The sequence below is a fragment of the Staphylothermus marinus F1 genome (genome assembly GCF_000015945.1).
In the GTDB taxonomy this organism is placed as follows: Archaea; Thermoproteota; Thermoprotei_A; order Sulfolobales; family Desulfurococcaceae; genus Staphylothermus; species Staphylothermus marinus.
Genome location: NC_009033.1, coordinates 1,434,673 through 1,459,915, shown reverse-complemented (window position 1 = coordinate 1,459,915; position 25,243 = coordinate 1,434,673). Strand labels below are relative to the sequence as shown.

Below are 25,243 nucleotides of genomic sequence, written 5' to 3'. Positions count from 1 at the left end.
ACTACATCCCTCAATTACTAGAGGTTTTTCATCTTTTTATATATTTTATCGATTTCCAATATATAGGGTAGGTTTGGATAATAAATTCTCAGCAAATCATATAAGTTAATTACCGAAGCATTAGGTTTTTCATCTTTTAAATCAACTATTCCTTTCCTCCATAAATCGGATAACAGTTTAAGAAGTAAATTACGTTTCTCCTCCATTTCTCTAGCAGCCTTGTATTCGTTTGGCAAATATATTTGTGGCCAATTAATCGTGTTCTGCATCAAACTACTAATGTATTCTTTATCATTCTCTATAACTGGGCATTTAACGCTTAAACTATAATCGGCAATTGCAAATATTATTTTATAATCAGTACTTATAGTGTATCTTACTTGTTTTGGAACATAAGGATAGCTTCTACAAATCAATGGTTTATAGATATTGTTTATTAAGCATAGATTCCTCTTAGTGAGAAAAGGGCACTTACCATCGATTAATTCCATAGCATAGCTTAAAACAATATTTACTCTACGACGAGCATCATATACTTTATAGCCGATCCTGCTCTTATACGGTAATCCTAGTTTTCCAGCTAGTAGTCTAAGAATAGTTTCCTCATATGGTAGTAGAGATATTGGAGAAGCTCTGCAGCAATCGCCGCATAAAATACACTTAAACCTCTTATACACACCGGCTCCTCCACTAGGTGCGTTAATATTTTTAAACCGTAACATAGTATCCTGGCAGTTTCTCTTTGTAAAGCATTCTTATCCTATTAATACCATCTATTCTCTCAATAATTTCAGCAACAGGTGGTGGAACAAGCTTTTTCCATTCATCACTACCATTCGCTATTAGTTTTCTAATAACTGTTCCTCTATAGTTTCCTCTCTCAACTATTGGTGGCTGTATAACGTGGTAGCCTTCCTCAATGAATATTCTTTGAATAATAGGATTCAATGTTACAACGTATTTGAATGGTGGACTATATAGTTTCACATAATGAACAGCTGCTCTACTAACTTCTAGAGTTGGGAGAGTCACAGTTATTAGTTTATCTAGGGGTAGTTTTGCCCACTTAATTGTTTCTCGGATCATCTCTATTCTTTCACCAGCTGTAAACGGGTTCTCTGGTGTGTGGCTCTGACTAGCCATACCAACTATTATAATTACCTCTTTGAATTTTTCATAACAATACTTGATCACATTGAAATGTCCATAGTGGAGGGGCTGGAACCTAGCTATCATCATGCATCTATCATCAACACCGACCATTAAAAGCACCGCCTACCCATGGAGTTTTATATAATCAGTTATTAAACATATTATTCTAAGTAATTATATAGATAGCTCTAGAATGAATGGTGGATAGAAGTGTCGTCTATAATTAAGCTTAACGAAGCATTATCTTTGATTATAGCATCTATTGTTGTATCCCTAGTATTCGGATTAGGCTACTTGTTATCACATGAATACATTGTTTTCTTGATCATTTCTATCGGGGCAATAATAGCTATGGTTCCCCACGAACTAGCTCATAGATGGAGTGCTCGGAGAATGGGTTGTTATAGCAGGTATGTCCTAGATCCTACCGGGTTATTATTAACACTTATAACAGCTATACCAATTATACCATTCAAAATAATTATGCCTGGATATACTCTCGTTATAAGCCACTACTATGATCCAGTGGAGAATAAGAGGATTAATGGAGTAGTATCACTGGCTGGACCAATAACTAATATATTGTTCGCAACAATATCCTTCTTCATCGTTGTGGTTTGCTTAAAAACCATGTTATGTACCTCAATAATACTTAGTCTCGCATATTGGACAGCAATACTTAATTCTTGGGTTGCATTCTTTAACCTATTACCTATCCCTCCACTAGATGGATCAAAGATTATTTCTTGGAAACCATTATTGTGGATTATATCGTTTATTTTCTCGATAGGACTATATATTACTCTACAATTCGCCATCTTCTAACACACTTTTTATAGTCTCCATACATATATTAGGGTAATGTATGAGCGTTATAAGTAGTAGTAAATCTGTTTTAGCTAAACCTTTCGTAGCATTACTACTATTAACAATAATGTTTTCATTAACCGTGTTTCTACCGCGAATATTTCATCCAAGCTTAAAAAATAACTTCTCATCTATAAGGGGTGGATTATTTATTCAATACAATATACTAGAGAATAAGTCTACATTAATGGTTAATATAACGAATAATTATGATGAAAAAGTATTCATAATCAATGTATCAATATGTAATTCAATTTATCAATTAAACACCATAATAAAACCACATGAATCAAGAACTTTTATGTTCAATATATCTAAAGAAAGGAGTGGGTGTCTTTTAAAAATAATCTATGAATATAAAGGTTCAAGGAGAATCATATATAGGCTAGTATACGGTTAAATATTGTTTTATATTAATAATTCTTCGCTGGGCTTCTCCTCTTCCTCTACTTCAGATAATAGTTTTATTCTCTTCACATGCTCCTCTATTTTCCATATTTTATAGCCGAGCATAATATATGTGATCAATCCTATGATAAAAGTTAATCCACTAACGATCAGAACCGGGATTAGTGCTGAAAGTAATCCTATGGATAGAATAGATGTTATATCATCTAGTGTTTCAGCAGATTCTACTTGTGGAATAAGCTTCTCCAAGTTTTGAGCAGAATATAGTGTTGCGGGTGATGAGAGCATTGTGAGAAATGCTAGGAGAATCATTAATATGAATAAATACTTGGAAACAACATTACTAGTATCTCTACTCAATCTCCTCACACCAAATGATTCAAGCATAATTCCCAACCCCATAATTAATGGTGGTATATAGCTACTGGGATTCCTCATTAAATCAACTAATTGCTGTAGATATGGGATAATCTTCTCTTTTAGCTCAGATACTGTTTCTTGACCCGTTATCTGTATTTGTGGAACACTCTGCGTTCCTGGGAGAAGATTTGCTCCGCCAATAAAACTACTATAGATGAGTATGATAAGTGTTATAATTGAACCAATAAATGCTAAATCGTAAGGAGTATTTTTACCCCAATTCTTGATTTTGAACCATCCAATAGGTATAAGTGCTGAACCAACAATGTTTCCTATAGGTATTATTCTTAGAAAATAACCTATTGCTAAGTATTTACGGGAATTCGAGGGGAAAGATAGTAGTTTTTCCTCCAAAACCTCCACCTGAGCCTTTACCAATATATCTTTCTAGTTTCTCAATAATTTCTTTTACCCTCTCCCTCTCATAATGCCTAATACACTGAGTGATCATCTCATTATATCTCTTATTATATGTCTCCCGATCAATTCTTCCCTCAGCAAGCATCTTCTTAACTCTAGACACACATATATTCTCAAACTCCCTACTCCAGGGAACAACTACGTATATATATGGATATCTTGGATCAGCTTTTCTTATCCTGACAAGACTTCTAATATCAGCTTGAACCAAGAGCTCTCTAACCTTATCGATCTCTTCCTTCTCGAAAACAAAGCATTCAAAAGTCCTGAAAGCTTTAACCATTCTCTTAGCTAGATCGAGAAGTTCACTCATATCTTCTCATCACCTAATCTCGTCTTTTTTATTGGTAGCTTGGTTTTCTCAATAAATAACCTTACTAGCCAAGCATATATTGGGTCCCCCATGCTTCTCCTAAGGACACCATCATAGTATTTTGCTCGATAAAGAAGTTCTCCCTTATAATTATATACACTGATAAACCCCTTGACTTTGCCTAGAAAATTACGTACAAACCATCCATAAACAATATATTCGCCGTGACCAAGCCTTATGAAGAACTTCCAAGCCTCCCCCTTAACATATGTTGGTTTATCCGGTTCTCGAGACACAATGTATTCGCTAGCCTTATCTATAGGTATGAATCCCTTATCTCTAGAATATATGTAAGCTACTGATTTCGCAATATGCTTCCCTCTCCTACTACGGGATTCCTCAAGCTTAAAGCCTCCAACTACATATTGACTCATTGTTTTCCAGCTCCCTCGTCACGTATATAAAGCAGTGTTCCCTCCTTAACCATTATAGATGGTTTCTCAGCATCAATAACTACTACAAGGGGTTCCGGAGACAATTGCCTAGACAATCTAACTTCTCCAGCTTTAATAATAACCTGTTTAATATGATCAATGCTTTCCTCCTTAACTAATGCACCATCACCACCATAAACCTTTATCAAAACACTATACTCCTCAGGCTTATGTTTCAAAGACAAAACAATCTTACCCATACCACATCAGCTCTACTCACTCTAATAGGAATAATTATGGAGTAAGAGACAATTAAATCTATAAGTTCAACACATTCCCGAAACTCTTAGAAAATTGCCATACACATACAAATCAAGTAAATATACCTTGGAACACAATAATCTTTATCCCAAAGAAACATTATAGGAAATGAAAACTTTACATGTGAAAAATAATCTTTCTACAGAGCATGTCATTTTCTCTGCTCTACACTAGATTTTTCCATTATAGCAATATTGTGACGATATTATAGTTTGATATACCAGATTGTTACTTTGTATCCTGAGTGAAAAGTCCATGTAGTAATTTTGTCTGTGCCTGGATCATATCCTATTTCATAGTGATTTGAAATTATCAGGATCATCAGCATCGTAAATGCTTTGAACAGTAACAAGTTTATCGTTAATATGTACAGCATCAATACTTAGAGCTTGTCCACCACTATTTCTAACATATTCAATTTATCGCTTTAGGATATCAATGTATTTATGTCTTCAAATAAATTAATAATAGCAGAACATGTTATTAAATCCCTAGAATTGAGTGCTTATTAAAGTAATGGTGTCTATTATTATTAAACGGTTATTTTTTCTTCTTCGTATTTTTCGGGGGATAATTCACTATATATTTCTTTGATTATCTTCTTGTACTCGTCAATATTTATTCCTAGTTCTGAATTTACTGTTTGCCTTATTTTCTCGGTAACTATTGATTCATATTCTAGTCTGTGTAGTCCTCTCCTAATATATGCTCTGAATATTATCATTAACGGTATACCCTCCTCGACTAAGAATACGTCTCTATCCTTAATGATTTGTTTATCCTTCTTCTTCCCAATATGTAGTGTTAAGAGGTTTGCACCACCACTTTTTCCAGGCATTAGAATGCTTCTTGGAACAGGTGATATATCTAGTACATCAATCCATATATCTGATTCATCAACTCCTTTATCCTTTAAGGAATCATATACTTCTTCCCTGATCTTATCAGCGATTCTTCTACGATATTCTTTATCGAATACTAGTTTTAATATATGCTTAACTGCTAAGGATCCTTGATAACTGCTTAAAATATATTCTCTACCCACTCTCTTCCATTCTGGTTTCCTCTCAATCAATAACCTATAGGTTAGCTTGGATAATTCACCATTAGTATTAAGTGCTTTTTCAAGCATTACATCATACATTTTAACATCTGTTAGAGCCAAGTACCCATATGGATCGCCCTTGGCTAGATCATTTACTCTACCAGTAAGATCTAGTTCTTCATCTAATTTTCTAAGAATAGTTTTTAATAATTTGTCGAAAGCTCTGTTAACACTATGATAATATACGTGTTCAAACATGTTTGCTTTAGCATATAGATAAGCTCTAAACTCTCCCCAAGTATTCCTGTCTAGTAGGAGGAGAGGTTTATTGTTTTCAAAGTATGGATAAGTATTCTTGTAGAGTCTCTCATAATCAATGTATCCATACTCATTTGTTCCAGTATAATAGCTGTCTCTACGTAGGAAATCAAGAATATCTGCTGGATACAAGCTATCCTTTATCAACCACCTCATGATTAAGAGTATTTTATCCCTGGGCTCATCGGGGTCCAATATACTCATTAATATATCGTATAAATGACCCAGTCCATATGTGTCTTCGAATTCTCTAATCTTATCCTCCAGTAATAGTTGCACTATTTTATAGCCTATTTTTTCATGATTATTAACTTCTATGGGAACCCTATTGTTGCCCCATAGTAGTGCTTCTTCGAATGCATGTCCAAAACAAGCATGTCCTGCATCATGGAGTAGTCCTGCAAGTCTTACTGCTTGTATTAATGAGTCTGGATCATAGTCTTCCAAGTATTCTTTTCCATAATATATTAGTATTTTTGAAATAATGTCTTCAACCATTAAGCCGGCTAGATGCATTACTCCTACTGCGTGTTGGAAACGTGTATGAACTGCTCCAGGATATACTAGGTGGGCTGTTTGTAGTTGTAATATATATCTTAGTCTTTGAAGTATGAGGCTGTTTATAATTTTCTCTTCTATTTCCCTGTTGAAATATGTGTATCCATATATTGGATCACTTATTTCTTTCCATGTAAACTTGTGCTCGTATCTTGCCGCAACATCTTTATGTCTTAACATGGCTACATCAACCATTATGTACTGGCTGGTAATACCTAATGATCAGAAAGCTTTATATTGTTTATGCCATGATAGCTGATCTATCTTACTCCTTATAATAGAACCCGGTAATACATGTGTAATACGGGTGGATATACAAGGTTATAATGGGATCATTGGGTTGTTATCGCTTAAATATTTAGGTAAGTTAAAAGTAGTGGTTAGGTCAGCAGTGTTCTTAGCAGGATATATATTATCTCCTCTCTCATGGTGGAATGATTTATTCATAAATATTCCATTAGCATACTTGTTCGCAGTCCTTATACATAGCTTGATAAGAATTGATTTCGCAATATTATTCAGCGCAGGCTATGCGTTAACAAATATTGCTGGAATAATATTGATGAAGATAAGCATTACAGGTGTTAACAAGAAAAACTTGTTGAGAGACCTACTATTAACAATACTTTACTCGATCATAGCATATATTGTACTAGAAAATATCCCCGCAATACATTAAGGGAAACAATGTTTTAAAAAATAATTATTTGGATTATATAGGTATAAATCAATTTTACTTAGCATACTCCTTATATATCCAGCCCTTCTCAGTTCTAACAACGAGTCCTGCCTTCTTCAAATCTTGAAGTCTACCACGAATAGTATTATAGTTTAACCCTGTTATTTTCTGAATCTCCTTAGGAGACAATGGTCTCTTCTCCTTCTTAAGCACCTCTAATATTATCTCCTTAGCCGTTTTCCTCTCACTCATGAACAACACCCTACAAATACTTTCTAACTACATGATCCTTATTACTTCATGGTTATTAAATTTGATCCCAGAAAACACTATTTCCACGCTTCAAAAAGGCTTTTTTCTAATAGAAAACCTCTCCTCCCAGATAAGAATATTGAAACTATGCCCAAGTCTAAACGGGGCATGCATCAATGATTGTTTATCGAAAAACTCGATCATTAAATATGGAAACTAATGTTTTATCCGCATCGGTCATCGATAAATATTAAGTTTTATTAGAACTTTGCTACAGTATTCACTTATACATAGAGAATAGGTAAATGGGAGGTTTTATGGTGTCGTTTATTATTTATAGGATTTTAGCTAAGCACAGGATCATTAAAAGAATTGCTAGGACTCGTATGTTTTATGTTGTCCTCTTCTTTGTTACTACATGGTTTGTTAATGGTTTATTGTTTTATTATAGTGAGCACATTTTTGCTGGTAGGGAGGAGATAGATATTATTGCAAGTCTTTACTGGAGCATTATAACTATGGCTACTATTGGTTACGGAGACATTACACCTGTTAGAGGGCTTGGCTGGCTTGTTGCTGGGTTCTCCGCTGTTATGGGTATTCTAGCATATACTTTAACAGTATCAGTTATAGCTGATTGGTTCCTGTCTAAAAGTATTAGGAGGAGCTTGGGGAGAGCGCCTTTGAAGAATAAGAAGATACTTGTTATTGGGGATAGTGATTCTTGTAGGGAGATAATAGATGAATTGATAGCTAATAATTACTTGGACGAAGTTGGCTGGGTTACGCCAAGAGAACCTAGGAGTATAAGTGATGTTGATTTCCTAGTAGGTGATCCAAGTAATGCTGAGGTATTAAAGCGTGCAGGGATAGAAAAAGCTGAACATGTCTTCCTATGCTTAAGAGATGATAGTAGAACAATACATACAACTCTTCTAATCAAATATTTAAACCCCAATATAAACATCTACGCAGTAGCATCTGATTCTAAGACAGAGGAACTAGTTAGAGCTGCAGGTGCAAAAACAGTAATATCAACGAGAATGCTTGGAAGAACAATAACCTCTGCACTATTTGAGCCCGGAGTACTACTAGTATTATCCGATATTATATCGGCTCGGGGAAAAGGAGACTTAATACAGATTAAAATAAACAAGAAACTAGAAAGAAAAACAATTAGAGAAATAGAAGAAATCCTTAATCAAGATAAAAAATATCGTTACAGAATAATAGCATATGTAAAAACAAACAATGAATACATAATAGCACCAAACCCAGAAACAACAGTGCATGAAAACGAATCACTAGTAGCTGTTAAGGGAGAAAAAGAAAACACTACATAAACAATTAAGATAAAAACAAAAACACTAAACCAGAGGAGGAAGGGGCTTAATATAATATTTTGAAATGATCAAGGAACAAGAACCTCCCTGTTCCCATAAAGCAAATACAACGCATAAACCCGTATAAACTAAATCAAAAGACATAAAGTATGTTGCATTTATGCTTTTAACAAACTCTCTATACTCTCCATCCGGTGCTATTATAAAATATTTTATTTCAAACCCGATCGATCCCCTACCATTAGATATATAGCCATTATTCCACAATGTAATATTATAGAATGGCTTGAAATAAGTAATATTAATAGAGTATCCATCACGTATCTTATAAGATATCCAATTATGAATTACTTCTAAAACACTCTTCCTAAGAACAGATAATGCCTCTAAACTAGCATTGTTTAAAGACTGCTTAAAATTCTCTAGAACTTGATAATAATCATAACCCGCCAAGTTACCGGCTCCAAAAACATACCTATCACCTCCAACAATAACATCGAAAGCCTTAGAGATCACCAATTCACCTGTATCATCATATACACTGATAACTCCATTTCTAAAGATTAGATCAGGGAAAAAGACCATTGCTAAACCCGAAGAATCAGCAACTCCCTCATAACTATTTGTTCCATTAGAAACAACGACTCTCCACCCAGGATATAAGCCTTCAACATATATATATTTGGGATCCCTATTAACCGATAATACAAGCTTATCTATTTCAACATGATAATATCCTCCAACACCATAGTATAAATTCTGAGAAGTTGATCTCCTATCATAAGTTATACTAGCCCAAACATTATTAATTCTATCAAACACGTCTAAGCTAAGTGTTCCTGTAATATAATCATAACCACCATAATAAACATAAGGATCAGGTACTGACTCCGATGTTTTCACCAATCTATAAACTCCTCTCCTATAATATCTTACTTCAAGCATTTGAGAATTAATGTCATTGCCCAGTATATACATATACTGTATTCTAGATCTGCGGATGCGTAATTGAAACCAGTCTATGTGCTGGTCAGCTGTTCCTCTATAAGCTACATATACCTGATCATAAAAAATACCGCTTATAGGTATATTAACATATGCTATGGCAAAATCGCTACTGCTTTCAAGCACTAAGACATGCTTATTTGTATCAACATAATAATTATCCGCTATAATTACTAGGCCAGCTGTATTATCTGTTGAAAAGTCCGAATAATATATTGCACTTCTATCCTCGAGAGATAGAGTATAGCTTATCTCATTATATATAGTGTCAAAAGATGAACTAAACTCTTTATAGGCTTTCATACTAGCATATTTTAGTGCAACTAGATCCAATGTGTCTAGTTCTTGATCTATGAGGTCCCATTCATTCTTAACCGTGCCTTTGCTGAGGGATTTAGTATATAGTGTGATTGATGTAACATAGAATAAGCTGGCTATTATTAAACCTCCCAATATAACTATAGCTATTACTACGGGTAGTTGAGCCTTCATCTAAACCCCACCTTTATATAGTAACTATAGAATAAACCATTATCATCAAGCCTGGAAACGTTGTATTCATAGATTAAGGTAACATTTTGGTTATTCGGAATGATTGAATAGTAGTCGGTACTGTTAACTTGGCGATCAGTAATGTTGATAACAGTTATATTTACAACAACGTAGCTAGCCTTTAACTCATCGATAATAGTATATGCTAGTTCTCGCGCTGTCCAAGAAACTTTTGAGTATATGATCGAGTATACATCGTAGTTGCGTGTACGAATATTTATAGTCGTAGAATAGGGTAGGATGTTGATATAGTAGGTAATTATCAATAATATTATAAGTATTGATGCTAGATATGCTGATATAACAATAGCCTGCGACTTCATCTCTGAAACCTCCTCCACACAGTTATTATTATGTCATAGTTAACCATTCCTATTCTCGCCGTATATGTTGTTTTATATGTGACCCAGTTAGAAGGTATTGGTTCACCAATAGATAGTTCATGCGGATAAATTACAGCATAGTATATATTATTATCCGCATCTCTGAGAAATATAAATACTAAATTGTAAATTGGATATTGAATATTGAAGAACCGAGATTCTGTCCCTACTATACTATCATAGTATATTATAAGGTTCCCAGAATAATATTCGTATAATATATAATGAGTGTCTTTTTCCACATAATTCTGTAATTTATGCAGACTATAAGTTATTCCATCAATTGTTGTTTGATCATAGTAAGATGCTATGTATCTGGAGAAATATTGTTTATAGTATCCAGCACCCCAATAATAAGAATAGTACTGGATCCATGTTAGATTAACTATAAAGCTACCACTAGCTATTGAGTAATTATAGAAATGTCCCTGTGTATAGTAAATTAATATAGCGTCTATAGCTTCTAAACCGGATACTGTATAGTAGTTTGGTTGTGGAACTGTGTCGGGTATTGCTATGGTGACTGTGTTATTAACGTTATAAGCGTGTGCTTCGTATATGTTATCCGAGATCCAGTATCCTATATATCTGGCTACGCCTGTTTCTAGAATTGCTGATACTGCTATTATGTCTGTTCTGGAAGGGATTATGGTGTAGAGAAATGTTCCATTTGCTAAAGTAGTGGTTGGTTTATATAATTGGTAGTTACTATATGATAGATCATTATAGACTATGCATACATATAGTTTTCCAGGACTTGTCGTGTATACTTGTATATTATTATCTTGAACATTTATTTTACTGACTCCTGAAGAAACTATTCTAACATTATATCCTATATTTCTAGATATGTTTAGTCTAGAAGAAATAGCTCCCGCGATATCGACTAATTGAGGCGTGAAGTTTCCTTGGGAAGAAATATTTGTTAAAACATCTCTTATACCGCTTGACATGTATACTAGGGTACTACTCTCTATTATAGGGGGGTTTGTTCTTGAAAAATCGGTGACTATAACATCAAATATGGGTATGAAGGAAACAATTATTAAAGCAGCTAAAACATATTCAATAAGTTCTTTCATCTATATATTTCCCCCTTAACAACTATATTCACATATATATTATTGTTAACGACTCTAATATCTAAGTAAGTAATTGTTGAACTACCGAATAGTATGGGATCGTTTACCATAGTTATCGTTGTATAACCATTTGTGGTTTCTATTATTTTTTTCTCTACATGAATAGTGTTATCCGGCGTAGTTATGACTATATATAATGTATTATCATTTGGTACATTGAATATTTTATAATGGGATCTTATAGCTGCTCCTGTGCCTATTATTATATTATATTGTTGACCATACCCAGCTTGTGGAGGATACATCAGTCTTATTGACAAGTTATTATGCCACATTATAGCATACAGGATCTGGGTAGAAACTGAATCAGCTATTCTCTTAAAATTATTAACTAGGGCATCGTTTTTCATTACGGTAATTGTGCTTGATACGTGTAGTATCACGAATGCTAATACGATCACTAATGCTAAGGTGCCGATCATATGAATTATAGCAGGTGTCGCCACTAAGTCATCACCACATATAATCGATCAACGCTTAATAATAAATTTACTTTATATCCTAGACTGAACAATTTAGATGGTTCATAGGAACGAATGGTTTTACCTGTTACACTATTTATTTCTCTAATAACGAGTCCTTCAATATTGTTTATTTGATCCTCTATTACTTTTCCTCCGGGTACAAACATGATTGTTCTTGGGCCAGATATGTATTTTGGTCTTAGCTGTAAATAGTAGATTCTAATATATATTTCTGTATATGTTCCATTTGTGACTTTGTATATGTGGATATAGAATCTAGATGTGTTGAAGTTTATTATTGATGCTCCATCCTTATAGTACTCCCATATTGTTGGTATGAAGGCGATATCATTTACGGTTAGATTGTTAATACCATAGATGATCCTATTGCTAGTGACTACTACATTATAGGATCTAATCACGATAGCTGATGGGGAATCATCAACTATTATATTCTTCCATCCAGAACTTGTGAGAACATCTACTTCATAAACTATATTGTTTTGAATGCTATATCCTACTCCTACGCTTCCCTTCGGAACAGATATTGATATGCTTGTTCCCTTAATTATTTCTGGTATTGATGAAGCTATGTTTATCATTGATGATTTCATGTATCCATACTCTGATACCTGCATAGTTGTTGTTAGAGAATATGTGGCTATGTAGAATATCATTATACTTACCATTATAATTACCGATGATATTATAACGGTGGATATTGTTTCGCTGATCCCCCTCAATTCTTAAACCTCACGTTACTGGCTGTGTTAATCCTCCAAGCATTGTGTTGAATAGTGGTGATGCTAGGAAGAATAGGAGTGTAACTATTGTTAAAAATATTGCGTGTTTGAATCCAGCAGCTATTGATCCCGATGATACTTTTCCAGCTACAAGACCCATTAGATAAGTATTTATAACTATTGCTGGCAACGCTGTTGCTGCGGCTTGAAAATATGCTCCTCCAGCACCAAATTGTAGTGAGCCCATGAATGCTGCCAGCATAATTACTGTTGCTGCTGTTAATATTCCACCCATATATGGAACTATTAGGAGGGTTCTGAGATTCTTCTTTTTCTCATCCTCAATAGCATCTACACTTTCAGCAAACCATGCAAGATGCTCCATTATCTCAACACTTCCACCGCCAACCTCGATCGTGTCTGTTAATACGAATAATAATACCTTTGCTCTCCAAACAATTATTTTCTTGAATAACTCCTGTATTATCCTAGACAAGGAGATCCCAAGGCTTAGTTGGAGAGCCATCTTCTTTAAATACTTTGTGAATACACCATAGTTTCTACGTGAAAGCTCAATAATGCTTCTCTCCGGAGATAATCCTGTCTTACGTATCTCTACGAGGTCACGTAGAAACCTTGTTATACCAGTTACTACTTTGTATTCTCTTCCAACTATTTCCGCATAGATTGTTGTTGGCAGGGTAGCAGTGATTAATATCATTGATAAAGCTACTGATGGATAAATATATGGTTGAAGATTAAAGGCTACAGCTGGGTAAACAAGGAAATCATATATTCCCTTAACCAAGACATTACTCCTAAACGGGTGTCCAGGCGGTAGAATATTTGGAATAATCATTCCAAAAAATACTAGGAAAAACGCTAGTGGAAGAGTTAAGCCTCCAAACAATATGTATGGGCGATAATCAACCCATGGCTCCTTATACTGGGTAATATCAGCTAAATAAATAATCATGCCCGAAATCATAGGGATTAATACGTAGAGGACTAAGAATAATCCTATAGGCGATAATCCAAAGGGGACGGCGGAGATAAATGATACTGTTACAAAGTACATGACTGTTAAACTAATCATTGATAAGAGGACAAGAGCTAGATATGCTTCTAGAAGACCAGCTAATCTATCAGCTATAATCTTCATTTTAACAAGTAGTTCAGAGAATAATAGTCTAGCTTTTTTATTCAAATAATCAGCTACATCTCCGCCTGCACGAACAGTTGTTACATAACCCATTAACAAGTCTCTCGCAGTTGGACTAGGTGTTCTATGAGCTAACATGCTGAAAGCTGTTAACGGATCCCTCCCTAGAACTCTTACTAATAATATAAATCTCTGGCTAAGCTCTGCTGATTTAGTAAATACTTTGCTTGCATGAGTAATTCTCTCAAACGCTACATACGGCGATAAACCACTCATAACCATCATGCTTAAATAAGCCGTTGTATATGGGAACTCTCCTTCTATCCCGCCGGCTCTACTACTTCCTATAAGAGCTGGTAGATACGCTAATAAAATATATGTAAGGAAAGGTACTAGGACAAGGAAAGGTAAAACAATATATATTTTCACTACTGCAAACAATATTATTAAAACAATAGTCACACCACTAATCAGGATAGACATAAAAGCCATGAAAGAAGCATATACTTCAGGATATAGATGCATCCCACTCTTACGTATATCATTTGATAAGTTCGGATACATTCTAAGAATATATTTGCCTAAACCCTCAAAATACCTGTAAACCCAATCCCAAAAGGACATGTATAACCCCTAGTATTCATAGTTGGTATTCCTTAATATATAGTTTCCTTAGGACACAAATATATTTATCAACCTATACAAGGAATACTAAATAAGAACAACTCTGGAGACTATTCGCTTATTTAGATGCTATGGTTGTTTTGGATATTGTGGAGGCTATGATTGTTTTGTAGTGTTTATGTTTATGTGTTCGCTTTATAAACCCTTCATAATTGTTTGTAAAATGCAGATGAAGGACTCAAAGTGGTCTATGTGGAGCCCCGACACAAGAGGGGGGAGCCCCTGCAAACAATTCCCAAAATAACCATAGCTTCCAAAAGATAATGCTCGGGCAACCACAAACTGTTTTAGGGAATAATTATTTATCGAGGGAGTATATAATATGATTATCAGTTATAAAACTGTGTGTTTAATTTTAGTTTGGAGAGTGTATTTGAGCCATGGAGTCTCTTAGGAAGATTTTATCGATGTTTTCGCGTAGGGAAAGGAAGGAGAGGTTAACAAAGCTTCCTGGAGAGGAAGAGGTTTCTGAAGCTGTTAAATCAATTATTGTTCCTGCAGAGCCTATTCAGGTTGCAAAACGTGATCCTAGTTGGAGAATTATTGAGAGCTACTATGTATATAAACCATTCGTCAAGATCGTGATAGCTGAAACACCTCAAGGACCAATGTATTTCGTTGAAGAATATGGTCTTACACCGAGTGATAAAGAAGTATTGGAGAAGCTCACCGATATTTTGATGGATGAAATACGTCCTCCAACAAGACCTGAGGATATTAAGGATTTGAAAGGATATGTTTTCAAAGAAACAGAGAGGATTGCTGATAAGTATAGAGAGAAACTAGGACTTGTTGGTGCCCGTAAGATTAAGTTGCTCTACTATATTGAGAGAAACCTATTAGGATATGGTCCAATTGATCCATTAATGAAGGATCCAAATATTGAGGATATATCTTGTAATGGAGTAAACATACCAATATATGTTTGGCACAAAAAATACGAGAGCATCCCTACAAATATTACTTTCATAGATGAAGACTACTTGAACGAGTTCGTTATGAAAATGGCTCATATGGCTGGTAAACATATTAGTATAGCTTTCCCAATCCTAGACGCTATGTTGCCTGAAAAACACCGTTTAGCCGCTACGTTTGGACGTGAAGTATCTGTTAAAGGACCAACATTCACTATCCGTAAGTTCCGTGAGAGACCATTTAGTGTAACCGAGATTATACAATCAGGCGTCATAAATAGTCTTGTAGCAGCTTATCTATGGACACTTATAGAACATGGAAAAACAGCGATGATCGCTGGCGGTACAGGTGTTGGTAAAACAACTATGCTAAACGTTATAAGCATGTTTATTCGTCCAGGAATGAAAATAGTCACCATCGAGGATACTCCTGAAATCAATCTCCCACATCCTAACTGGGTACAATTAACAAGTAGAGAAACATACCTAGTAGGTACAAGCTCGCTGGGAACAAACATACGCTTATTTGACCTAGTAAAACTAAGCCTAAGATATAGGCCAGACTATATAATAGTGGGAGAGGTTCGTGGAGAAGAAGCATTCGTACTGTTCCAAGCAATGGCTAGTGTATCATATGATACACCAGTACTGATAAGGGATCCAATTAACAAAATTCATCTAGTAAAAATCGGTGAATTCATCGATAAATTCTATGAGGAAGGAGAGGAAAGAACAGCTAAGCATGTAAATGGATACTATGTTTTAAGCCATGACGGGTTCCAAGTTGTGTGGAAACCCATAAAATACGTGTTAAGGCATAGAACCAATGAGATCTATGAAATAATATATGAGGGAGGAGGCAAACTAGAAGCAACAGGTAGTCATAGCGTATTTGTCCTAGATCCAGATACCCTAGACATAGTTGAGAAACCTGTTATGCTTCTAAATAAGGGTGAATACCTTGTATCATTTAATGGTGTTAAGGAGAATAAAGATCATCAAACAATAGACCTCATAGATCTTGTCAGCGACTATAACGATGTCTATGTCGACAATATACCTAGCGAATTAAAGAAGCATACAGGAGGCAGAAACCCTATACCTCTAAAACAATACATGATCCTGAGAAAACGTGTTATAACAAAGAAAAATAATTCACTTATCAAGCTACGGAGAAGCAAGTATACTCTTCCAATAAGACTAGTATTAGATGAGAAATTAGCATTCCTATTTGGAGCATACATTGCTAATGGATGTGTCAAGGAGCGTAGAGATAAACTAATCTGCTTCACTTTTGGTAAGAGTGCAAAGAATATTGCCGATAAGGTAATGAATATAATGTATGAGAAATTCAATATAAAACCTTTCATAGATGATCGTGGCACCTATATTATTTACGAGTATCCACACACACTACTAGCTATTATATTCGAGAAGCTTCTAGGAAGAAAACTTGAAGAAAAAAAGATGCCAGAAATCCTTTGGAGCTCTCCTAAAAGTGTTATTAGAGCCTTCTTCGAGGGATTAAGAGCTTATTCACAGAGAACGCTTAGGAGAAGATATACTAGTTATACAACTGCGAATAAGAACTTAGCATATCAACTATTATGGCTGGCTCGTTTCGCTGGCTTCTATTCTGTGCTTAAAGAAGAAAAAGAAGCAGGAAAGAATAATGGGAAAACCTACTATCATGTAATAGTTTACCTTGACCAATCATATAGGAAACCTAATGCTTCAGAAAGAGTGCCTGTAAAACCTATTCTTAAACTGATCAAGTATACTAAACCAAGAACTATGCCTCCCGAACTAGCATATATAAAGAGGAGAGAGTTCATATCAAGGAAAACAGCTTTAAAAGCCTTAGAATGGATCAGAAGGGATGGATCCTTCACTGACTTCAGCAGAGAGTATTTGAGAAAAATCGAGTCATTAATTAATGGAGACATCATTGTCTTAAAGATCAAAGATGTGAGGAAGAAACAGTATAAGGGATATGTCTACGATATATCAGTTCCTATAACAGAGGCGTTCTTCGGAGGAAACATACCGATTCTACTCCATAACACGGGCCACGGTGGATTATCAACTATTCATGCTGAGACGCTTGATTATGCTATTAAGAGGCTTACGAGTCCACCAATGAATATTCCGCCGACATATATGAAGTTGATGAATACATTTATTCATCTACAACGTGTTATTGCTCGTATTGAGAAGGGAGTTGTTAGGGTCCGTAGGAGAGCAACTATTGTACAGGAAGTCGAGGATTTCGGTAAATATAGAACTATTGCGGTATGGGATCCTAGAACAGATCAGTTCAAGGTTAATCTCGAGGAAAGCCTGCATTTAAGGGATATTGCTGCAAAGCGTGGATTAGAGCTTGAAGACATTATTGATGAAATATATCGTAAAGCAACTGTATTAAACTGGATGATCTATAAGAACATATTTAATGTATGGGATGTTTCAAGAATAATATTTAACTACTACTATGATCCTGTTTCAGTATATAAGAGAGCTGTTAGAGAGCTTGAAGAAGCTGGTCGTGAAGCAGGTGTTCCAACAATGGTTGCTCCAGAAGAAGTTGCCTCCACAGAGGAATTAGTGGGCGGAACTAAGGAAATGGGTGAAGCAACTAAAGAATTATTTGAGAGAACAAGAGAGCTTGAAAAGTAGAGGAGTAAAATCCTATTCTTATTTTATATTTAATCTACAACTCAAAAGCATATTCTCTAAGATCGACTGTAAATACATCTGCTTGTCTTCCTTCAAGAACGCATTCAATTTCTTTTACACTAACTTCTCTATTAAACAATTTCCTGAAGAACCCCTCTATAACGCCTTTAGTCATATTTCCAACTTTTCCGACAAAACCATGTTTCGAACCATATTTTGCAAGTGCAGTGCATTCATAATTATTTCTAATAATAATCCTATAACTGTTTCCAAGCTCTTCTAAACCTTCTATCAACATATCTCCTAATCCTAGAGCTTTATATATATAAGTAAACATTTTGAGAGAATCTCTCAGTCTTTCTTCATATTTTCTCTCAACATCCTTCATTAGCTCAGATATAAATATATCATAGATTGACTCTCCTATACCCCTACCAAAATCTGTTAAGAAAGCAGTGGCATTAAACATTCCCTTCTTATACACATAATAAATAGCTCTTTCAATCATTCTTTTCGTCATAACAATTGATTCATCGTCAAGCAGTAATAACCTATTGTATTTTAGAAAAACATAGCTATTAGTAGAAGTGAACACATCTATCTTTATAATATCATTCCCCAATCTATTCACTATTTCCTTTTTCAAATCTTCACCACAAGACTCATCACAATTATCAATGAGGATCAATACAAAACCATAATCGCCAAATGCTATATCTGGCACGTTAAGCTTAATGATATTTTTGCCTTTACCAGCTATTATCTCGGTGACCTTGAATATTATTCCCGGCTTATTTATAGCCTTTAATAATAATAGTGATAATGGTTTATTCTCGGAGAAATAGACAGTATCCAAGTAGAGATCAGGTATATCCTTTTCTCTTTTTTTAACTAAAGGGCCTTTTCTCTTTAATACTATTTTCCAAAAACTCAATATTATCACCTAGGATTAGACACTATATATACAAGATATATTATTAATCTTGTATAATATATAAAGGTCCTAATCGATGATTAAAATATTCTTGGGGGAAAATTTTTATAATCTATAGTTCTTTATTTTATTTGAATCACTTCTACTTTATAAGGTAGATTTAGATCTATCATCGAAGTTATTACTTCTAGATCATTCTTAATATTTTCCATTAATTTTTCAATAGAGCATTTACCCAGGAAGCTCTTCTTTTTAACATAGACTCTAATATATATAGTTCCACGACTAATCGCTAGTTTTACATCTACGAGTTTACAACCATATAGTGGAGCAATATCTTCAACATCTTGCTTAGTTTTATCGATTAATTCCTTGAGCATCTTAGAGAAATCCATTATTCTAGTTTCCTTTTTCTTGCTAACAGGGATTGTTGGAGGCACTATTTTTTTCTTAGTAATGAATTCCCTGTATACAGTCTTAGGTGCTTCCTGGGTTTTCTCTTCCTCATATGGTTGTATCTCGAATAATTTGAAGGTTATGGGTTTAATTTTAGATGCGAGTATAAGTGTTGCTAAAGGTCTTAAACCAACTATTCTCGTATCCTTCTCAGGATCTGTTTCGGCAGAAGAGACTATTACTCCGTGATCAATATATATGATATATCTTTTATTGTTAAACTCTGTAGTCAATAATACTTCTTTATCTTTACCAAGTTCATGTATCTTAAGCAAATCTTTGTATCCTAGTGTTATCTTCTTTAAAAACTTGCTACGCATAAGTAGTTGAGCTTCAAATGTAATATCATTCAAAATATTCATTCTATTCATATCTATTGGAAGAGACGCTATAACCTCATATACCTCTTTCTCTTCCTCCCCCAAATCTCTGCTCCTCACATACTGGAGTTTAAAAGAATAATACCTTAAATAAATCAAGTCTATTAATGGCTCTTGATAAATAGATATCTAGAATACTAGATATAAGCTTAGTCATTCCTTATAATCACAATTATAATGAAACCAGTATCTGCGATCTAGGCATTAGGGATGAAAACAACAATTTTAAATCTGCCCTATAAGGTTCTGGAACACTAGTGTTAATAACCATTATAATACTTATTTTTTGAGTATTACTAGTGTTTAGGTTAATCAAGAAGTTTACTAATTTATAAACTTCTTTCCATCCACCAAGACTCATCATGAAATCCAATAAATCCTCAATTAATATAATAGGTGAAAAACCGTGTGAAAACAATTCTCTAACACCTCTTATAAGGACAGAACTGTCTGCAAACAATTTATATTCCTTAAAACAGATAGAGGATACACACTTCGTGCTTGCTTCCATTCGATATAGTGATTCTAATCCGTGACTAATACTAACCCTATGTATCTCAGCAATTCCTAGTTTTCTCAGCATATCCATATTAGCTATTATTTTTGAATAAAATTTTCTCCAAGTCATAGAATGAGGCCTACTTATAAACATTACAACTTTCTTGCCGTCATTCATAGTGTTCACTACTTCTCTTATGATCTCCATGATCTTTTCAGATTTAGGTTTTTTACTTCTAGCTAATACTATGATTGAACCCGATTTTTTCAAAGATAATTTCTTAACAGAGAAATATAATGGGGTAGATAAATCGATGAAGTGGATATTGTAGAAGAATATAATATATCCTATCATTATTAATATGCTGATAACATCAGTACAGTAGCTTGTCGAATACATAAGTAAAGAGAATATTAACAAGGCATCAATCAGTATTAAATGTGACTGCATTATGTATAGAGAATTTTTACCCTTATAATACAATAAGAGTATTGCTTTAGAAATGTAGAGTATAAAGAATATTAGTATCACGAATAATTTGAACGCTATATATGAATTATTAAATAATAGATATATGCTAATTAACACGTTCGTAATAGTTACCGTGGTAACATTTGTGCTTACTATGGCATTAAATTTGTATTCTAGATCTTTTTCTTTGCTAAAGCTAAACATATTTACAATTTCAGCGAAAATATCGAACTCATTGCCCAGCGCCCAAAAAGAAGCAATCTTATACGTGAGCAATAAAAATAATATGAGAATTGAGAATATATTTATTATATGGAACAAGATCAGACGGGACTCTATAATAGTAGAGTATATCAATAAACCTGTGAATACTAAATATGCAATAATATGTATGTTGAGAAATCTCGTAATTCCTCGAAAAAATCTTGCATAATGTATATACTTGTTATAGTTGTATAAACACATAAGTAGTAGATATAGTGATAGAAATATTATAAACCAAGATTTCTCAAGAGACAATATGGAGATACTAATCAAACTAGTAGATTCTCCCAATTAACGCTCCTCCATATAACCCGCGCCACGACTAACTTCCTTAGCGAAGGGGACATATGGCTCGATTAATTCATGTATAAGCTTTAATCCATTATTATAATCTACTTGGACTTCGTAAGGTATTTTAGCTACATTAAACATTCGCGACTTTACTGGTACAAGTCTCACAGCTAATCTGGGAACTCCTGATATTATCCATACATAATCCATTAATAATACTATGTCTGCTATAAACTCTTCAGACCATGAATAAGTTGATGTAGAGAATAATGGTAACTCACCAATTAATATTATTGTTAAATCATTATCTATTGTTAAATAATATAGTCGAGTAATGAGTGTTCTTATTTGTTGCATTTTAAGATATAGTGTTAAAGCATTAATGCTATCTATAACTAAGTTCTTAGCATTTAGACTATTTATTAAATTCCCTACGTTTTCAAATAGGTCTAATATTCTCTTAGAATCATAACCATATACAGGAGGCGCACCTGCGAAATATATTGTATTATTTTCAATAAACTTTGCTAAATCATTGTAGAATGAGAATTCTCTAAAATGCTCTATAAATAATTCTTTGTTCTCAATAAGAGATACATATACTCCCTTCTCTCCTTCCTTAGCTCTATTGACTAAGTATGTAGCAACAAAGGTTGTTTTACCGACTCCGGGATGCCCCAAAATATATATTGTTCCTGGCCTTGGAAGCCCCTTATTTGCTAATATTTTTTCATCGATATCAGACATACCTGTTTTTACAAATTTTAGACGAGGCAAAATTATCACCCTATTAAAATAATATTTTTAGTATCATAAATTAATGTTATTAGTTAACGATATATATAAACATGTTATCTAAATCAATATATGAAAGAGTAATTGCTTTAAATTACTCTGTATTGAAATAATCAATTAAATCTTTAACATCTTTTCTTTGAGTGAAAAATACCGCTTTCTTTATATGAGGATGTTTATCTAGTGCTTCGATAATTGTTCGTACAACTAAGTATTTTTGAGTATTGTCTTTAGCTCCTAGATCATCTATGTCAACAAATACAATTAGATCCTTATTATCTTTCTCTACTGTTTTCGCAACTTTATCAAGTCTTTCTGCTAGTATTACCGGTGTTTTTCCTTTGTAATTTTCCAATTCAACAACTTGAGGCTTATTACCAGTAAATTTATAATAATTATTGATTAGCTCTTTCTTCTTATCATCTATTTTGCTTGTCAATATATATAGTATAGATTTTTCTTTATTGCTTAGATCACGTAACAGCTTCTCTGCTTCAAACCTACTACTTACTGACGTTATATCACTGTATTTCCTTTTCCTCATTCTTCTAAACAATGGTTCGACGCCCTACTTTTACCTGATGTTTTACCTATTTATTAATTACTGCGATAGTATCCCCTATTAATATTTACTCCCCTATACAATTGCATAAAAAAGAAATATTGTTAAATATTTTATAACAAATCTTTATTATCCCCTTATAGAATAGATTCAGAGATTCAAGAAAACATTATGGTTGATAAGATGAGTGTAAACGATAATTACATTATAGTAACACATACTGATATGGATGGTGTTGGATCGGCCGCTCTCTACATATACTTACATAATAAACCACCGGAAAAAATCTATTTCACCGAACCATACCTTCTATATAAAACGTTGAAGAAAATTGTTGGATCAGATTATGCAGTAAAAAATATTGCGTTAATGGATTTAGGTATGAATAAGAACACTATGGACAAGATCATAGAGTATATAAGGATTCTTCGCGGCAAAAACATCGATATAGAATGGTTTGATCACCATGTGTGGGATGAAGATTGGATTAATAAATTGAAGGAGCTAGGTGTTAAAATATATATAGATAGATCAACATGTGCAGTAGGAGTAGTTGCAAAATATGCTAGACAATATGGAAACAATGTAGACGAGGATTTTGTATCGGAACTTGTGAGAGGAGTATGTGCAGGAGATCTGTGGAGATTTGATCATTGGAGGGGGCCATGGTATCTCCGCCTCATAAGGAGGCATGATGATCCAGAGTGGCGTCTCAAAGTATTAGAGAAAATTAGTAGAGGAGTCTTATGGGATGAAGAATTCACAGCTAAGGTTGTTGAGAGATTTGAAAAAGAACTATATGGTTATAAAATGGTTGATGATACAATTCTAACCAGAGAAATAAATGATATAAGAATAGCAGTAGTTCTACAAAATAAAAGCATTGAAAACAGTTTTACAGCGTCCTATACTATGGGTAGGACAAACGCTGATATTGTAGCTGTTGTTTCGAAAGATGGAAAAGTTAGTCTTAGAAGCAGAAACATAAATATTAGGAATCTAGCACTAGCCTTTGGGGGAGGCGGGCATTCTAGGGCAGCAGGGTTCAAGATCAAAATACCATTAATTATTAGGTTGAAATCATTTTTCTCAAACAATGCAATTCAAGAATACATAATGCTTAAGCTCGTCGAGAAAATACGCGATATCGGTATAGAACGTATAGGATAATCATAATTGTTATCACAGAACCAATTATAATTAACCAAGTTACTTGTTCGCCTTCTCTAGCCGACGTGGTTTTTCCAGTATTTGTGTTATAAACAATATTTATTGTTGAAATATTCATTTTTGGAGTTAGTATGAATTTATTTGTTATATTACCATTAATGTTGAAATATATGTTTGAACCAACTATGGTGGTATTTGATATTGATCCTATTGATCGGGTTGCTGAATATATTATTGAGTGTATTTTATCAAAACCCTGTGTTTTTAAACCAATACCTTCAGCATATATATTGCTTCTAATCAATCCATTTATGCATGTAGAATTCCATGATGCACGTGTAAACAGTACGTAGTTGATTAAACCAATAGGAATATTGATTATGCTGAGTGTATTGTTTCTTATTTGAATTATAATTGGTAGAACATACTTAGATTTATTAGTAGGAAGATCTAAGCCATTAATAGAATAGTATAACTGCATATTCATTCTCTTATCCACAGTATTGATTATTGTTTTTATCTTGTTGACACGGGGAAGAATGTTCCATATAAGAGTATAATTGTATCTAGTGAATAATATTTGAGTAAATAATTTTTTGGCTTCGTTATTTAAATTTACTATTCCATTTCTAATTGTAATCTTCAACTTATATAAGTTGTTCGAGTATTTATACCTTGTTGTTATACTCTCATTATGTGTTAGCAGTGCTATTGATAATAGTGTGATGTTCCAGTGAAGAATTATTTTCTTATTATTTGATGTAACATTAATGGTTAAGTAGGAAATATTCATCTTGTTATTGTTGATTAGTTTTATCGTGTAAAAGGTTTCTCTATTATAAAATGATTTATCAGCTCCTCTATAGTTTTCAGTTAGATTTCCATAAAATATTGTATTTTTCCTGAACATTTCGAAGCTTACATTAATATTTTCCTTTTGCATAGTTGATTGAGAAATATTTATGCTGATCATTTCTCCATTTATAAATGATCCTTCAAGTTTGGAATTCATAGTTGAATTAATTCTATAAATTATTTCGGAGCTCATAGAGAAGGTTCCATTAGCTCTAATTAATACTGTTGTTGAACCTGTTAGACTAGCTATTGTTAAGGGAAGCATTAATATTATCAATATTGATGCTATAAGAGCTTCATGCATCACTATC

At 33.8% G+C, this 25,243-nt stretch carries 27 protein-coding genes; 6 read left to right on the top strand and 21 right to left on the bottom strand.

Features of this window, described 5'->3' with window-relative positions:
- Positions 1-17: 17 nt before the first annotated feature.
- Together SMAR_RS07730 and SMAR_RS07725 are read right to left on the bottom strand one after the other, a co-directional pair.
- Positions 18-677 carry a YkgJ family cysteine cluster protein gene (locus SMAR_RS07730; RefSeq protein WP_011839772.1) on the bottom strand — a complete coding sequence of 220 codons (660 nt, stop codon included), beginning with the start codon at positions 675-677 and terminating at the stop codon, positions 18-20.
- Positions 678-708: 31 nt separating this feature from the next.
- A complete protein-coding gene (locus tag SMAR_RS07725) occupies positions 709-1,263 on the bottom strand; it encodes a nicotinamide-nucleotide adenylyltransferase (RefSeq protein WP_011839771.1) in 555 nt (184 codons plus the stop codon).
- 99 nt (positions 1,264-1,362) lie between these two features.
- Here SMAR_RS07725 and SMAR_RS07720 point away from each other — a divergent pair, with 99 nt between their 5' ends.
- A complete protein-coding gene (locus tag SMAR_RS07720) occupies positions 1,363-1,977 on the top strand; it encodes a site-2 protease family protein (RefSeq protein ID WP_011839770.1) in 615 nt (204 codons plus the stop codon).
- Between the two features lie 40 nt (positions 1,978-2,017).
- On the top strand, positions 2,018-2,419 hold the full coding sequence (locus SMAR_RS07715) for a hypothetical protein (RefSeq protein ID WP_011839769.1): 402 nt from the start codon (positions 2,018-2,020) through the stop codon (positions 2,417-2,419).
- 8 nt (positions 2,420-2,427) lie between these two features.
- On the opposite strand, the gene SMAR_RS07710 is transcribed toward SMAR_RS07715, so the two are convergent.
- The 6 genes from SMAR_RS07710 to SMAR_RS07690 form a co-directional block, all read right to left on the bottom strand.
- On the bottom strand, positions 2,428-3,210 hold the full coding sequence (locus tag SMAR_RS07710; protein ID WP_244372405.1) for a hypothetical protein: 783 nt from the start codon (positions 3,208-3,210) through the stop codon (positions 2,428-2,430).
- Positions 3,161-3,580, bottom strand: a complete 420-nt coding sequence (locus SMAR_RS07705) for a hypothetical protein (RefSeq protein WP_011839767.1) — start codon at positions 3,578-3,580, stop codon at positions 3,161-3,163. The genes SMAR_RS07710 and SMAR_RS07705 overlap by 50 nt, the downstream gene beginning before the upstream one ends.
- Positions 3,577-4,014, bottom strand: coding sequence for a hypothetical protein (locus SMAR_RS07700; RefSeq protein WP_011839766.1), 438 nt, complete (start codon positions 4,012-4,014; stop codon positions 3,577-3,579). Before SMAR_RS07700 ends, SMAR_RS07705 begins: the two co-directional genes overlap by 4 nt.
- Positions 4,011-4,274, bottom strand: coding sequence for a hypothetical protein (locus SMAR_RS07695; protein ID WP_052833872.1), 264 nt, complete (start codon positions 4,272-4,274; stop codon positions 4,011-4,013). Before SMAR_RS07695 ends, SMAR_RS07700 begins: the two co-directional genes overlap by 4 nt.
- 266 nt (positions 4,275-4,540) lie before the next feature.
- The gene (locus tag SMAR_RS08580; RefSeq protein ID WP_169696947.1) at positions 4,541-4,714 is read right to left on the bottom strand and encodes a hypothetical protein; all 174 of its coding nucleotides are present in this window, start codon (positions 4,712-4,714) and stop codon (positions 4,541-4,543) included.
- Positions 4,715-4,867: 153 nt separating this feature from the next.
- A complete protein-coding gene (locus tag SMAR_RS07690) occupies positions 4,868-6,436 on the bottom strand; it encodes an HD domain-containing protein (protein ID WP_244372403.1) in 1,569 nt (522 codons plus the stop codon).
- A 160-nt stretch (positions 6,437-6,596) separates the two neighbouring features.
- Here SMAR_RS07690 and SMAR_RS07685 point away from each other — a divergent pair, with 160 nt between their 5' ends.
- Positions 6,597-6,935 (top strand): DUF7980 family protein, encoded by a 339-nt coding sequence (locus SMAR_RS07685; RefSeq protein ID WP_011839763.1) that lies wholly within the window; start codon positions 6,597-6,599, stop codon positions 6,933-6,935.
- Between the two features lie 54 nt (positions 6,936-6,989).
- Here the strand turns inward: SMAR_RS07685 and SMAR_RS07680 are convergent, their stop codons facing one another.
- Entirely contained in the window at positions 6,990-7,187 is a 198-nt protein-coding gene (locus tag SMAR_RS07680) for a winged helix-turn-helix domain-containing protein (protein WP_011839762.1), read from the bottom strand.
- A 317-nt stretch (positions 7,188-7,504) separates the two neighbouring features.
- Between SMAR_RS07680 and SMAR_RS07675 the strand changes: the two genes are divergently transcribed.
- Complete coding sequence (locus tag SMAR_RS07675; protein ID WP_169696946.1) at positions 7,505-8,530, top strand: potassium channel family protein; 1,026 nt, start codon at positions 7,505-7,507, stop codon at positions 8,528-8,530.
- Between the two features lie 24 nt (positions 8,531-8,554).
- Here the strand turns inward: SMAR_RS07675 and SMAR_RS07670 are convergent, their stop codons facing one another.
- From SMAR_RS07670 to SMAR_RS07645, 6 genes are all read right to left on the bottom strand, one after another.
- The gene (locus SMAR_RS07670; RefSeq protein WP_011839760.1) at positions 8,555-10,027 is read right to left on the bottom strand and encodes a hypothetical protein; all 1,473 of its coding nucleotides are present in this window, start codon (positions 10,025-10,027) and stop codon (positions 8,555-8,557) included.
- Positions 10,024-10,410 (bottom strand): hypothetical protein, encoded by a 387-nt coding sequence (locus SMAR_RS07665; protein WP_011839759.1) that lies wholly within the window; start codon positions 10,408-10,410, stop codon positions 10,024-10,026. Before SMAR_RS07665 ends, SMAR_RS07670 begins: the two co-directional genes overlap by 4 nt.
- Positions 10,407-11,552, bottom strand: a complete 1,146-nt coding sequence (locus SMAR_RS07660) for a hypothetical protein (protein ID WP_011839758.1) — start codon at positions 11,550-11,552, stop codon at positions 10,407-10,409. The genes SMAR_RS07665 and SMAR_RS07660 overlap by 4 nt, the downstream gene beginning before the upstream one ends.
- A complete protein-coding gene (locus SMAR_RS07655) occupies positions 11,549-12,058 on the bottom strand; it encodes a hypothetical protein (protein ID WP_011839757.1) in 510 nt (169 codons plus the stop codon). Before SMAR_RS07655 ends, SMAR_RS07660 begins: the two co-directional genes overlap by 4 nt.
- Positions 12,058-12,765, bottom strand: coding sequence for a hypothetical protein (locus SMAR_RS07650; RefSeq protein ID WP_244372400.1), 708 nt, complete (start codon positions 12,763-12,765; stop codon positions 12,058-12,060). Before SMAR_RS07650 ends, SMAR_RS07655 begins: the two co-directional genes overlap by 1 nt.
- A gap of 64 nt (positions 12,766-12,829) precedes the next feature.
- Positions 12,830-14,605, bottom strand: a complete 1,776-nt coding sequence (locus tag SMAR_RS07645; RefSeq protein WP_011839755.1) for a type II secretion system F family protein — start codon at positions 14,603-14,605, stop codon at positions 12,830-12,832.
- Positions 14,606-15,045: 440 nt separating this feature from the next.
- Between SMAR_RS07645 and SMAR_RS08620 the strand changes: the two genes are divergently transcribed.
- Positions 15,046-18,255, top strand: coding sequence for an ATPase, T2SS/T4P/T4SS family (locus tag SMAR_RS08620; RefSeq protein WP_212576997.1), 3,210 nt, complete (start codon positions 15,046-15,048; stop codon positions 18,253-18,255).
- Positions 18,256-18,289: 34 nt separating this feature from the next.
- Here the strand turns inward: SMAR_RS08620 and SMAR_RS07635 are convergent, their stop codons facing one another.
- The 5 genes from SMAR_RS07635 to SMAR_RS07615 all read right to left on the bottom strand — a co-directional run bounded on the left by SMAR_RS07635 (position 18,290) and on the right by SMAR_RS07615 (position 22,901).
- Entirely contained in the window at positions 18,290-19,198 is a 909-nt protein-coding gene (locus tag SMAR_RS07635; RefSeq protein ID WP_244372398.1) for a V4R domain-containing protein, read from the bottom strand.
- Between the two features lie 113 nt (positions 19,199-19,311).
- Complete coding sequence (locus SMAR_RS07630; RefSeq protein ID WP_011839752.1) at positions 19,312-20,070, bottom strand: hypothetical protein; 759 nt, start codon at positions 20,068-20,070, stop codon at positions 19,312-19,314.
- 127 nt (positions 20,071-20,197) lie between these two features.
- Positions 20,198-21,550 (bottom strand): hypothetical protein, encoded by a 1,353-nt coding sequence (locus SMAR_RS07625; protein ID WP_011839751.1) that lies wholly within the window; start codon positions 21,548-21,550, stop codon positions 20,198-20,200.
- Complete coding sequence (locus SMAR_RS07620; RefSeq protein WP_425277379.1) at positions 21,551-22,336, bottom strand: RAD55 family ATPase; 786 nt, start codon at positions 22,334-22,336, stop codon at positions 21,551-21,553.
- A 103-nt stretch (positions 22,337-22,439) separates the two neighbouring features.
- A complete protein-coding gene (locus SMAR_RS07615) occupies positions 22,440-22,901 on the bottom strand; it encodes a hypothetical protein (protein WP_011839749.1) in 462 nt (153 codons plus the stop codon).
- Positions 22,902-23,090: 189 nt separating this feature from the next.
- Between SMAR_RS07615 and SMAR_RS07610 the strand changes: the two genes are divergently transcribed.
- Complete coding sequence (locus tag SMAR_RS07610; RefSeq protein WP_148676783.1) at positions 23,091-24,077, top strand: DHH family phosphoesterase; 987 nt, start codon at positions 23,091-23,093, stop codon at positions 24,075-24,077.
- Here SMAR_RS07610 and SMAR_RS07605 read toward each other — a convergent pair.
- On the bottom strand, positions 24,028-25,236 hold the full coding sequence (locus SMAR_RS07605) for a hypothetical protein (RefSeq protein WP_011839747.1): 1,209 nt from the start codon (positions 25,234-25,236) through the stop codon (positions 24,028-24,030). The genes SMAR_RS07610 and SMAR_RS07605 overlap by 50 nt on opposite strands.
- Positions 25,237-25,243: the final 7 nt, after the last annotated feature.

Excerpts from the sequence above, each read along its gene's own strand:
- SMAR_RS08620 (WP_212576997.1), top strand. The coding sequence starts at position 15,046 with ATGGAGTCTCTTAGGAAGATTTTATCGATGTTTTCGCGTAGGGAAAGG.
- SMAR_RS07650 (WP_244372400.1), bottom strand. The coding sequence starts at position 12,765 with ATGGTAAGTATAATGATATTCTACATAGCCACATATTCTCTAACAACA.
- SMAR_RS07605 (WP_011839747.1), bottom strand. The coding sequence starts at position 25,236 with ATGCATGAAGCTCTTATAGCATCAATATTGATAATATTAATGCTTCCC.
- SMAR_RS07670 (WP_011839760.1), bottom strand. The coding sequence starts at position 10,027 with ATGAAGGCTCAACTACCCGTAGTAATAGCTATAGTTATATTGGGAGGT.
- SMAR_RS07705 (WP_011839767.1), bottom strand. The coding sequence starts at position 3,580 with ATGAGTGAACTTCTCGATCTAGCTAAGAGAATGGTTAAAGCTTTCAGG.
- SMAR_RS07645 (WP_011839755.1), bottom strand. The coding sequence starts at position 14,605 with ATGTCCTTTTGGGATTGGGTTTACAGGTATTTTGAGGGTTTAGGCAAA.
- SMAR_RS07675 (WP_169696946.1), top strand. The coding sequence starts at position 7,505 with ATGGTGTCGTTTATTATTTATAGGATTTTAGCTAAGCACAGGATCATT.
- SMAR_RS07695 (WP_052833872.1), bottom strand. The coding sequence starts at position 4,274 with ATGGGTAAGATTGTTTTGTCTTTGAAACATAAGCCTGAGGAGTATAGT.
- SMAR_RS07715 (WP_011839769.1), top strand. The coding sequence starts at position 2,018 with ATGAGCGTTATAAGTAGTAGTAAATCTGTTTTAGCTAAACCTTTCGTA.
- SMAR_RS07680 (WP_011839762.1), bottom strand. The coding sequence starts at position 7,187 with ATGAGTGAGAGGAAAACGGCTAAGGAGATAATATTAGAGGTGCTTAAG.
- SMAR_RS07700 (WP_011839766.1), bottom strand. The coding sequence starts at position 4,014 with ATGAGTCAATATGTAGTTGGAGGCTTTAAGCTTGAGGAATCCCGTAGT.
- SMAR_RS07665 (WP_011839759.1), bottom strand. The coding sequence starts at position 10,410 with ATGAAGTCGCAGGCTATTGTTATATCAGCATATCTAGCATCAATACTT.
- SMAR_RS07660 (WP_011839758.1), bottom strand. The coding sequence starts at position 11,552 with ATGAAAGAACTTATTGAATATGTTTTAGCTGCTTTAATAATTGTTTCC.
- SMAR_RS07610 (WP_148676783.1), top strand. The coding sequence starts at position 23,091 with ATGAGTGTAAACGATAATTACATTATAGTAACACATACTGATATGGAT.
- SMAR_RS07725 (WP_011839771.1), bottom strand. The coding sequence starts at position 1,263 with ATGGTCGGTGTTGATGATAGATGCATGATGATAGCTAGGTTCCAGCCC.
- SMAR_RS07690 (WP_244372403.1), bottom strand. The coding sequence starts at position 6,436 with ATGTTAAGACATAAAGATGTTGCGGCAAGATACGAGCACAAGTTTACA.